The sequence below is a fragment of the Streptomyces sp. CRN 30 genome (genome assembly GCF_034105845.1).
Genome location: NZ_JAVRHI010000541.1, coordinates 50,865 through 62,313 on the forward strand (window position 1 = coordinate 50,865; position 11,449 = coordinate 62,313).

Here is an 11,449-nt window from a genome sequence, read left to right on the forward strand (position 1 = left end):
GCACGGGTGCCCGGCCGTATTCCGCGAAAACAGATGCGGCGAGCGCCGGTTTGGTGTAAGCCGCCACGGCTACCCGCCCGGTGTGACCTCAACGACTTCCCAGCAGGAACTCTTCCGCTTCCTCGAGGACCGCTTCGCATGTGCGCAGGCGTGCACCGAGTGCGCGCGGGCCTGTGCGCTGCGCGCCAGCCTCGTGGATCCGGACGGGTCCACCGACCAGGAACGCGTACGGCGCAAGGGCATCATGTGCGCCGAGGTGTGCGACGCGACGTGCCGGATGCTCTCCGAACAGGCGGGGCAGGACGAGGCCACCCTCCGCGCGCAGGTGGAGTGGTGCCGCACCGTGTGCCTGGAGACCGCGCAGGCCTTCGACGAGCACCCCGGTGCGGAGGACGGCGCGAAGGCGTGCCGCGAATGCGCCCAGGCCTGCACCGACTTCCTGGCGACGCTGGACGCCTGACCCCCGCACGCCCGACCCCGCACGCCTGATCCCCGTACGCCTGGCTCCGCACGCCTCTCCCCCGTACGCCCGGCGCCCGCCGTCCGACGCCCGCCATCGCGACCCGGGGGCGGCCCGCGCCACCACGCTTCCCGTCCGGCACCGTACGAACCCGGAGCACACGCCGCCATACTGGACGGGCTGGGGCGGGGCCGGACACACCGGGGGGCGGTCGCAGGCGATGGCGGACTCCAGACTGATCCAGGGCCGGTACCGGTTGCTCGACCGGATCGGGCGCGGCGGGATGGGCGAGGTGTGGCGCGCGCGGGACGAGTCCCTGGGGCGGCAGGTCGCCGTGAAGTTCCTCAAGCCGGGGCAGCCGCAGTCCGGTCACACCTTCGCCCGGGTGCTCAGGGAGCGGTTCCGCCGCGAGGCCCGGGTCGCCGCCGCGCTCCAGCACCGCGGGGTCACCGTCGTGCACGACTTCGGCGAGGCGGACGGCGTGCTGTACCTCGTGATGGAGCTGCTGGAGGGCCGCGACCTCAGCCAGCTCCTCGCGGACAACCGGCACCATCCGCTGCCCGTCGCCGACGTCGTGGACATCGCCGGGCAGGGCGCCGCCGCCCTGGCGTACACCCACCGGCAGGGCATCGTGCACCGGGACCTCAAACCCGCCAACATCATGTGGCTCACCGACGGCACGGTGAAGATATGTGACTTCGGCATCGCCCGGCTCGGCCACGACATCGGCCTCACCTCCCGGCTCACCGGCACCGGCATCGCCATGGGCACCCCGCACTACATGTCCCCCGAGCAGATCGGCGGCGACCCGGTCGACCACCGCAGCGACCTGTACTCGTTCGGCTGTGTGCTCTACGAGATCGCCACCGGGGTGCCGCCCTTCGACCTCGACGACGCGTGGGCCGTCCTCGTCGGCCACCGGGACACCCCGCCCGAGCCGCCGCGCGGCCACCGGGCCGAGCTGCCCGGGTACCTGGAGCGGATCATCCTCGACCTGCTCGCCAAGGAGCCCGACCGACGCCCCCGGGACGCCGGCGAACTGGAACGCCGACTCGGCGAGGAACGCAGCGGCGCCCCCGCCCCCGTGCCGACGGCCGTGCCGTACCCCGTGACGGCCGTGTCGTACCCCGTGACGCCCATGCCCCGGCCGCGCTCGAGCCAGGAACCCTCCCGGGCGTCCCGCCTTCCGTCCTGGACGCGAGGCATGACCACCGGGCACAAGGCGACCGGTGCCGGGCTGCGCACCACCCCGCCGGACCCCTCCGCGGGCCTCAGCGGTGAGTGGATCGCCCGCCCCGCCACCGGTCGCGCCGAGCAGCTCGTCCCCGAACGGCCCGCCCCGTCGCTCGCACTGCTCACCGCCCTGGCGGGACGGCACGACGCGGGCATCGGCCTGGGCCGTCTCGGCCGCTGGGCGGAGGCGGGCGAGGTGCACCGCGTGGTCGCCGCCGAACGCGAGCACGCCCTCGGCCCCGACCACCCCGACACCCTCACCAGCCGCTACGAGGTCGGCTTCACCCTCGGCCGCACCGGCCGACCCGCCGACGCACTGCGCGAGTACGAGCACGTCGCCCGCGCCCGGGAGCGGGTCCTCGGCCCCGAGCACCCCGATACGCTCGCCGCCCGCCAGGAGACGGCCTACGCCCTCGGCAGGCTGGGCCGCCACTTCGAGGCCCACCAGGCGTACACCTCCGTGCTCGCCGTCCGGACCCGCGTCATGGGTCCCGACCACCCGGACACCCTCCGCTGCCGCCACAACCTCGCCTTCAACCTCAGCCGGCTGGGCCGCCTGGAGGACTCCTGCGCGATGGCGTCCGAGGTGGCCGCCGCCCGCGCGCGGGTGCTCGGCCCGGACCACCCCGACACGCTCGTCACCCGGTACGAGGTCGCCTACCTGCTGGGCCAGTCGGGCCGCTGGCCGGAGGCGCTGCACGGGTACCAGGAGGTCGCCGGGGCCCGCGCCCGCGCGCTCGGTCCCGACCACCCCGACACCCTCTCCGCCCGCTACGAGGTCGGCATCAGCCTCGGCCGGCTCGGCCGCAGCGCCGAGGCCCTGACGCTCTACCGGGACCTCGTCGACGACCGCACCCGCGTCCAGGGACCCACCCACACCGAGACCCTCCGTGCCCGCCACGGCCTCGGCGTCAACCTCGGCCGGCTCGGCCGCTGGGAGGAGGCGCTCGCCGAGTCCCGCGACGTGTGCGCGACACGCGAGCACGTCCTTGGCCCGGACCACCCGGACACCCTGGTCAGCCGCCGCGAGGTCGCCGTGGGACTCGGGTGGCTGGGGCGCTGGGCCGACGCCCTCACCGAGTACCGGCGGGTGGCCGACGCCCGGACACGCGTCCTCGGCGCGGGCCACCCCGACGCGCTCGCCAGCCGCAACGACGAGGCGCACTGCCTGGAGCGGCTCGGGCACGGCCAGGAGGCCGCGGAGCTGTACCGGAGGGTGGCGGCCTGGCAGGAGCGCGCTCCGGGCGGCCACTGACAGCCGGCTCGGGGCGTGCTACCAAGGACCCGGGTTGCCTACGACCGGGAGGGCGGGAGTGACCGGGGGCCGGAAGGATGGGAGTGGCCGGGAGGGCGGGAGTGGCCGAAGCGACCATGGTGACTAAGCCGGCCGAGGGAACCGTCGAGCGCCGCCCTTACGACGTCGTGATCGTCGGCGGGGGCCACAACGGACTGGTCGCCGCCGCCTACCTCGCCCGCGCCGGGCGGTCCGTGCTCCTGCTGGAACGGCTGGCCGCCACCGGCGGCGCCGCCGTCTCCGCGCGGCCCTTCCCGGGCGTCGACGCGCGCCTGTCGCGCTACTCCTACCTGGTCAGCCTGTTGCCGCGGAAGATCGTGCGCGACCTCGGCCTGGGCCTCCGGCTGCTGCGGCGCCCGGTCTCCTCGTACACGCCCGCCGAGCGCGCCGGACGGCCCACCGGGCTGCTCGTGGGCGGCGGCGCGCGGCGCACCCGGGCGGCGTTCGCGCGGCTGACCGGGTCGGACCGCGAGTACGAGGCCTGGCGGCGCTTCTACGGCATGACGGGCCAGGTCGCCGAACGGGTGTTCCCGACCCTGACGCGGCCGCTGCCCACCCGGGACGAACTGCGCACCCGGATCGGTGACGAGGACGCCTGGCGCATGCTCTTCGAGGAGCCCGTCGGCGTGGCGATCGAGGAGCACTTCGCCGACGACCTGGTCCGCGGTGTCGTCCTCACCGACGCCCTGATCGGCACCTTCGCCGACGCCCACGACCCCTCCCTGGCGCAGAACCGCTGCTTCCTGTACCACGTGATCGGCGGCGGGACGGGCGACTGGGACGTGCCCGTCGGCGGCATGGGCGCGCTCACGGACGCGCTGGCCGCCGCCGCGCGGAAGGCCGGCGCCGTCCTCGCCACCGGGCACGAGGCGGTGCGCATCGCCACCGACGGGCGGACCGCCGAGGTCACGTACCGCACGGCGGACGGGGCGGGCACGGCCGCCGCCCGGCACGTGCTGGTGGGCGCCTCGCCCCGGGAACTGGCCGCCCTGACCGACGACGAACCGCCCGCCCCCGCCGAGGGCGCCCAGCTGAAGGTGAACATGCTGCTCACGCGGCTGCCGAGACTCCGCGACCCCTCCGTCGACCCGCGCGAGGCGTTCACCGGCACCTTCCACGTCGCCGAGGGGTACGAGCAGCTGGCGGCCGCCCACGCCCAGGCGGCGGCAGGGCGGCTGCCCGGGGCGCCGCCCTCCGAGATCTACTGTCACTCCCTCACCGACCCGAGCATCCTCGGCCCGGAACTCGCCGGGCGCGGCTACCAGACGCTCACCCTCTTCGGGCTGCACACTCCGGCCCGGCTGTTCGCCCGCGACAACGACGGCACCCGCGAGGAGCTGCTGCGGTCCACCCTCGCGCAACTGGACGCGCACCTCGCCGAGCCGATCGCCGACTGCCTGGCCACCGACGCCGACGGCCGCCCCTGCGTCGAGGCGAAGACCCCGCTCGACCTGGACCGCGACCTGCGACTGCCCGGCGGCAACATCTTCCACGGCGAGCTGTCCTGGCCGTACGCGCAGGAGGGCACCGGCCGCTGGGGCGTGGCGACCCGTCACGCGAACGTACTGCTGTGCGGGGCGGGCGCGGTGCGGGGCGGCGCGGTCAGCGGGGTGCCGGGCCACAACGCGGCGATGGCGGTGCTCGGCCGGTGAGGTGACGCCGGCTCCGAGTCCTCCGGCCGCATGGTTCGTACGGTGCGTGCTGGGTACCGCGTCATGTCCGGATGTGACCCGACATGCGCCCCACAGGGAGAAGCAAGCCATGGCCGAGCTCAGCCCCATCGACGTGCAGAAGGCCCTCAAGGGCATGGACTACCCGACGGACAAGAAGGCGCTGGTGGACTGCGCCCGCAAGAACAAGGCCGAGGACAAGGTCGTCAGCCGCCTCGACGAACTCAAGACGGAGCACTTCGACGGCCCGAACGAGGTGACGAAGGCCGTCTTCAACGACAAGTGACAGGCGTGTGCCGGCGGACGTTCAATCTGCCGACAGGCTCCAGCCCGTAGCCTCCACGCGCCCGGCGTCCGCCGGGCGCGCCCCGTCGAAGACGACCGCGTCGCCGTCGAGGACGCGCAGCCCGTCCACGTACGCGCCCCGGCCCCCGTACAGCCGGTCGGTCGTGTACCGCCAGCGCAGCACGGTCCCGGGCGACCGTGGCAGCTCGGCGGCGACCCGGTGCCAGACCCGGCCCGACCATCCGGTCACCGAACCGTCCGGGTTTGCCGAGGGGGCCTGCCCCGGGCGGACGGTCGTGAAGGGCACCGGCCGCCACGTGCCGCCCCCGTCCGTGGAGGCCTCCAGGAAGAGGGCGTCCGCGCGCGGCTCCGTGTCCCACCACAGGGCGCAGCGCAGCCGGGGGCGGGCACCGGTCAGGTCGAGCGGCGGCAGCGCGAGGGTCGCCGTGGTGCCGTTCGCCGTGCCGGAGAACCAGGACGCGCGGCCTTGGGCGGGGCGCACGGGGACGGCCCGCGCCAGGTGGTCCGCCGCCACGACGCGCGGGGCCGAGCCGGACCGCCAGGTGCGCACCGGGTGCACCGAGTTGCCGAGGACGACCAGGAAGGAGTCGGTCGTCGGGTCGAGCACCAGCGAGGTGCCCGTGAAACCGGTGTGGCCCGCGGTGCGCGGCGTGGCCATCGCCCCCATGTACCAGTGCTGGTACAGCTCGAAGCCGAGCCCGTGCTCGTCGCCGGGGAAGCCGGTGTTGAAGTCGGTGAACATCAGCTCCACCGACTCCGGCCGCAGGATGCGCGCCCCGCCGTACACGCCGCCGTCGAGCAGGGTCCGGCCGAGCACCGCGAGGTCCCAGGCGGTCGAGAAGACGCCCGCGTGGCCCGCGACCCCGCCGAGGGCGAAGGCGTTCTCGTCGTGCACCTCGCCCCACACCAACCCGCGGTCGAGGCCCGACCACGGCGGACGGGAGTCCTCCGTCGCCGCGATGCGCGGCCGCCAGGAGGCGGGCGGGTTGTAACGGGTGCGGCGCATGCCGAGCGGGGCGGTGATCTCCTCGTGCAGCAGGACGTCCAGGGAGCGTCCCGTGATCCGCTCCAGCACCAGCTGGAGGGAGATGAGGTTGAGGTCCGAGTAGAGGTACGCGGAACCCGGCGAGCTGACCGGTGCCTCGTCGAGGACGAGCCGCAGCTTCCCCTCGTGCGTGGGTTCCCCGTACAGCGGCAGCCAGGAGCGGAACCCCGAGGTGTGGGTGAGCAGCTGGCGGACCGTGACGTCCTGCTTGCCCGCGGCGGCGAACTCCGGCACGTACGAGGCGACCGGGGCCCGCAGCTCCAGCGTGCCGCGCTCGATCTGCTGCACGGCGAGGATCGAGGTGAACAGCTTCGACACCGAGGCCAGGTCGAAGACGGTGTCCCTGCGCATCGGGATGCGTTCCGACGCGGGGAGCTCGACACCCGTGTCGGTTCTCTCGTCGTACGCCCGGTAGCGCACCGCCGTCCCGATCGGCCGGTGCAGCGCCACCGTGGAGCCGCGTCCGGCGAGCAGGACGGCACCCGCGTACCAGGGGTGGACGGGGGAAGGGCCGAGGAACTGCTCCGCGTCCGCGACGAGCCGCCGCAGATGGCCGGAGAGCAGCCCGGCGCGTTCGGCGGAACCGTGCCGGAGGGTGCGGCGGGCGCCGCCACCGCGGCCGTCGCCACCACGGGCTCCACCATGGTTGTCGACCGCCGCGGCCGGTCCGGCGGGGAAGGGCGCCACGGTCAGCGCGCCGCCCAGGGCGAGCAGCCCCCGGCCCAGCTGCCGACGGCTCGGCGGCCCGCCCCGCGTCGTTCCGGTCTCGGTTCCACTCATGGAATGGCCTCCCGCGGTGCCGGCCGGCAGCGACTTCCCGGGTTCGTCCGATCTCGTCCAACGGGTTGAAACTTTCATGTCAAGTACGGCATGTGTCAATGCCACGGACGGTGCGTCTGCGGTGTGCTGCGTCGCGCGTGCGGTCGCGCCGCGATGCCGGGTGAGCCCCGGATGCTTGACCCCGCTCGTCCGGCCGCACGAGGATCACAGCAGGACGGCGGGACGAGGGAGCGCGGTATGACGGTTGCGGCCGGGCACGAGGTCACGGTGGACGGAGTCCTCAGGCGCAGCGCCCGGCGGACCCCCGCCCGCGTCGCCCTCCACTACGCCACCCGCTCCTGGACCTACGCCGAACTGGACGACGCCGTCTCCCGCGCGGCCCGGGTGCTGCGCGACTCCGGGCTCGCCCCCGGCGACCGCGTCGGCGCCTACGGCCACAACTCGGACGCGTACCTGATCGCCTTCCTGGCCTGCGCGCGGGCCGGACTCGTACACGTCCCCGTCAACCAGAACCTGACCGGCGACGACCTGGTGTACCTCCTCGGCCAGTCCGGCAGCGCGCTCGTCCTCACCGACCCGGACCTGGCCGACCGGCTGCCCGGCGGGACGCGCGCCCTGGCGCTGCGCGACACCGGCGACTCGCTGCTCGCCCGGCTCGCCACGGCCCAGCCGTACGCGCCGCCGGCGGGGGAGGAGCCGCGCGCCGAGGACCTGGCGCAACTGCTGTACACCTCGGGCACCACCGCGCTGCCCAAGGGCGCGATGATGACGCACCGCGCGCTGGTGCACGAGTACCTGAGCGCGATCACCGCCCTCGACCTCCAGGCCGGCGACCGGCCCGTGCACGCGCTGCCGCTGTACCACTCGGCGCAGATGCACGTCTTCCTGCTGCCCTACCTGGCGGTGGGCGCCGAGAACACCGTCCTGGACGCGCCCGACGGCGACACCCTCCTCGACCTGGTCGAGGAGGGTGTCGCCGACAGCCTGTTCGCGCCGCCCACCGTGTGGATCGCCCTGGCCGGCCGCCCGGACTTCGCCACCCGCGACCTGAGCGGGCTGCGCAAGGCGTACTACGGAGCGTCGATCATGCCGGTGCCGGTCCTCGAACGGCTGCGGGAGCGGCTGCCGGGGCTGGCCTTCCACAACTGCTTCGGGCAGAGCGAGATCGGCCCGCTCGCCATGGTCCTCGGACCGCACGAGCACCGGGGGCGCATGGACTCCTGCGGCCGGCCGGTGCTGTTCGTCGAGGCGCGGGTCGTCGACGAGTCGGGCGCGGACGTCCCCGACGGGCAGCCGGGCGAGATCGTCTACCGCTCCCCGCAGCTGTGCCAGGGCTACTGGGAGAAGCCGGAGGAGACCGCCGAGGCCTTCCGCGACGGCTGGTTCCGCTCCGGGGACCTGGCGGTGCGGGACGCCGAGGGCTACTACACGATCGTCGACCGGGTGAAGGACGTCATCAACTCCGGTGGCGTGCTGGTCGCTTCGCGCCAGGTGGAGGACGTCCTCTACACGCACGAGCGGGTCGCCGAGGCGGCCGTGATCGGGCTGCCCGACGAGAAGTGGATCGAGGCGGTGGCCGCGGTGGTCGTCCCGCGCGGGGACGTCACCGAGGCCGAACTGCTCGCCCACGCCCGCGAGAAGCTCTCCGGCTTCAAGGTGCCCAAGCGCGTCCTGTTCGTGGACGAGCTGCCGCGCAACGCGAGCGGGAAGATCCTGAAACGAGAGCTGCGGGACCGGTTCACCTCGCAGTGACTGGTGAGGCTTAGTATCACCCCTGTGACAACTGGTGTGCAGGCGTCAACTGGTGCGCCATGCTCGGACGTTGGCCCGCCCGTTGTCCGCGACCCTGCACGTACCGGTTGAGGGACAGGCCCATGAGCGACCAAGCGATCACCCCGGAAGCGGCGGCCAAGGAGAGGATCGACACCTCGGTGCCGCACTCGGCCAGGATCTGGAACTACTGGCTGGGCGGCAAGGACAACTACCCCGTGGACGAGGCGGCCGGCGACGCCTACACCGCCGTCTTCCCCGGCATCGTGACCGTCGCCCGCAGCAGCCGCGCCTTCCTCGGCCGCAGCATCCGCTACCTGGTCGAGGAGGCCGGCGTCCGCCAGTTCCTCGACGTCGGGACGGGCCTGCCGACCAAGGACAACACCCACGAGGTCGCCCAGCGGTACGCGCCGGAGTCCCGCATCGTCTACGTCGACAACGACCCGATGGTCCTCGCGCACGCCCGCGCCCTGCTCTACTCCGCTCCCGAGGGCGCCACGTCCTACGTGGACGCCGACGTGTTCGACACGGACCGCATCCTCGAGGTCGCCGCGAAGACGCTCGACTTCGACCAGCCCATCGCCCTCATCCTCAGCGGCATCCTCGGCCACCTCGAGGACTACGACGGCGCCCGCGCGCTGGTGAGCCGGCTGCTGGACGCCCTGCCGTCCGGCAGCTACCTGTGCGTCAACGACGGCTCGCGCGGCACCGACCCCGACTACGAGCAGGCCCAGGACGCGTACAACGAGACGGGCGCGGTCGGGTACTTCCTGCGGCCCGTGGACAGGATAGAGGCGTTCTTCGAGGGCCTGGAGATCGTCGAGCCCGGCATCGTCTCGGTGCCGCTGTGGCGCCCGGAGCCCGGCACCGACCCGGTGGCCATCGGCCAGCACGGCGGAGTGGGCCGCAAGCCCTGACCCGCCCGCGGACCGCGGCCCCGCGAGGCGGGCGCTCAGACCTCCTCGCGCGGCCGCAGGTCCACGATGCGCCTGATCTTCCCCACCGACCGCTCCAGTGTCTCCGGATCGACGATCTCGACGGCGACCGAGACACCGATGCCGTCCTTCACGGCCGCCGCGACGGACCGGGCCGCCGCGTCCCTGGTCCCCGCCGTGGCCCCGGGGCGCGCCTCGGCCCGGACGGTCAGCGCGTCCAGCCGGCCCTCCCGGGTGAGACGCAGCTGGAAGTGCGGGGCGACCCCCTCGGTACGCAGCAGGATCTCCTCGATCTGCGTGGGGAACAGGTTCACCCCGCGCAGGATCACCAGGTCGTCGCTGCGCCCGGTCACCTTCTCCATCCGGCGGAACGTACGGGCCGTGCCCGGCAGCAGCCGCGTCAGGTCCCGCGTCCGGTAGCGGACCACGGGCATCGCCTCCTTGGTGAGCGAGGTGAACACGAGTTCGCCCCGCTCGCCGTCGGGCAGCACCTCGCCCGTCACCGGGTCCACCACCTCGGGCAGGAAGTGGTCCTCCCAGACGTGCAGCCCGTCCTTGGTCTCCACGCACTCCTGGGCGACCCCCGGGCCGATGACCTCCGACAGCCCGTATATGTCGACGGCGTCGATCCCGCACCGCTCCTCGATCTCGCGCCGCATCCCCTCGGTCCACGGCTCGGCCCCGAAGAGCCCCACCTCCAGTGACGTACCGCGCGGATCCACGCCCTGCCGCTCGAACTCGTCGAGCAGCGTCAGCATGTACGAGGGCGTCACCATGATGATCCGGGGGCGCAGGTCCTGGATCAGCCGCACCTGGCGCGAGGTCATGCCGCCGGAGGCGGGCACGACCGTGCACCCGAGCCGCTCGGCGCCGTAGTGCGCCCCGAGCCCGCCGGTGAACAGCCCGTACCCGTACGCCACGTGGACGGTGTCACCGGGCCGCCCGCCCGCCGCGCGGATCGACCGGGCCACCATGTCGGACCACAGGGAGAGGTCGTTGTCGGTGTAGCCGACGACGGTGGGCCGCCCGGTCGTCCCGCTCGACGCGTGCACGCGCCGGATCCGCTCCCGCTCCACGGCGAACATCCCGTACGGGTACTGCGTCCGCAGGTCCGCCTTGGTGGTGAACGGGAACCGGGCCAGATCAGTGAGCTCCCGGCAGTCCTCGGGGCGGACCCCAGCTTCGTCGAACGCCTGCCGGTAGAACGGCACATTCGTGTAGGCGTGGAGCAGCGAGGCCCGCAGCCGCGCCAGCTGCAGGGCCCGCAACTCCCGCGCGCCGAGCCGTTCCCCGGCGTCCAGCAGCCCCGTCGCACCCGCCATCGGAACTCTCCCTCGCCGTCCGCGTCTCGACCGCAACGGCCGTTCGACCGATCATTCGGTCGAACGTGCCGGAGATCAGTAACCCAGCCCGGCCCCGTCCCGGGCAAGGGAGCGGCTCCCACTTTTTCCGGTGTCGCGACGGCACCCGACGTGGCTCGCGGGCGCCCGGCCCCGCCCGGGGAACCTCCCCCTCACACGGCCTGTCGGCGGCGGAGACCGATCGCTAGTCTGGCGGCGGACGACGAACCGGGAGGAGCACGGACGTGGCCGAAACGACTATGGAGCAGCCCTCACTCGCGGGCTGGAACAAGCCTGACCTGGACCTCACGGGCGCCGAGTGGCGCTCCAGCAGCCGAGGGCGGGGCGACGTCCAGATCGCCTTCGTCGAGGGCTTCATCGCGATGCGCAACGGCGGCCGGCCCGAGTGCCCTACCTTGATCTTCACCCCCGCCGAGTGGGGCGCGTTCATGTCGGACGCACGCGAGGGCGAGTTCGACCTCACCTGAGACCGGCCCCGGCCCGGCGCGGCCCGAGGAGGGACGGCCCCGGGCGGCGGTGGGCGCCGACCCCCGTCGTACGGCAGCGCACCGGGGCGGACGGTCCCTCGCCGGCCGCCGCCCGGGCCCGGCCGCCG

The 11,449-nt window shown here is 73.8% G+C and carries 9 protein-coding genes; 7 read left to right on the plus strand and 2 right to left on the minus strand.

The genetic code is table 11. From position 1 onward, the window contains the following. The first annotated feature begins 82 nt into the window (after positions 1-82). The 4 genes from UW392_RS62990 (at position 83) to UW392_RS63005 (ending at position 4,943) form a co-directional block, all read left to right on the plus strand. Entirely contained in the window at positions 83-460 is a 378-nt protein-coding gene (locus UW392_RS62990) for a ferredoxin (RefSeq protein ID WP_320784517.1), read from the plus strand. A 220-nt stretch (positions 461-680) separates the two neighbouring features. Next, entirely contained in the window at positions 681-2,948 is a 2,268-nt protein-coding gene (locus tag UW392_RS62995) for a serine/threonine-protein kinase (protein ID WP_320784518.1), read from the plus strand. 116 nt (positions 2,949-3,064) lie between these two features. Beyond that, the gene (locus UW392_RS63000; protein ID WP_320784519.1) at positions 3,065-4,639 is read left to right on the plus strand and encodes an NAD(P)/FAD-dependent oxidoreductase; all 1,575 of its coding nucleotides are present in this window, start codon (positions 3,065-3,067) and stop codon (positions 4,637-4,639) included. Positions 4,640-4,748: 109 nt separating this feature from the next. Continuing rightward, positions 4,749-4,943, plus strand: coding sequence for a DUF2795 domain-containing protein (locus UW392_RS63005; protein ID WP_320784520.1), 195 nt, complete (start codon positions 4,749-4,751; stop codon positions 4,941-4,943). A gap of 21 nt (positions 4,944-4,964) precedes the next feature. On the opposite strand, the gene UW392_RS63010 is transcribed toward UW392_RS63005, so the two are convergent. After that, the gene (locus tag UW392_RS63010; RefSeq protein ID WP_320784521.1) at positions 4,965-6,788 is read right to left on the minus strand and encodes a serine hydrolase; all 1,824 of its coding nucleotides are present in this window, start codon (positions 6,786-6,788) and stop codon (positions 4,965-4,967) included. 237 nt (positions 6,789-7,025) lie between these two features. Between UW392_RS63010 and UW392_RS63015 the strand changes: the two genes are divergently transcribed. Next, positions 7,026-8,540, plus strand: a complete 1,515-nt coding sequence (locus UW392_RS63015; RefSeq protein ID WP_320784522.1) for an acyl-CoA synthetase — start codon at positions 7,026-7,028, stop codon at positions 8,538-8,540. A 122-nt stretch (positions 8,541-8,662) separates the two neighbouring features. Further along, a complete protein-coding gene (locus UW392_RS63020) occupies positions 8,663-9,475 on the plus strand; it encodes an SAM-dependent methyltransferase (protein WP_320784523.1) in 813 nt (270 codons plus the stop codon). Between the two features lie 35 nt (positions 9,476-9,510). Here UW392_RS63020 and paaK read toward each other — a convergent pair whose 3' ends face one another. Then, positions 9,511-10,815: a phenylacetate--CoA ligase PaaK gene (paaK, locus tag UW392_RS63025; protein WP_320784524.1), complete on the minus strand. Its 1,305-nt coding sequence runs from the start codon at positions 10,813-10,815 to the stop codon at positions 9,511-9,513. Between the two features lie 263 nt (positions 10,816-11,078). On the opposite strand from paaK, the gene UW392_RS63030 reads away from it, so the two are divergent. Further along, a complete protein-coding gene (locus tag UW392_RS63030) occupies positions 11,079-11,321 on the plus strand; it encodes a DUF397 domain-containing protein (RefSeq protein WP_320784525.1) in 243 nt (80 codons plus the stop codon). The last annotated feature ends 128 nt before the right edge of the window (positions 11,322-11,449 follow it).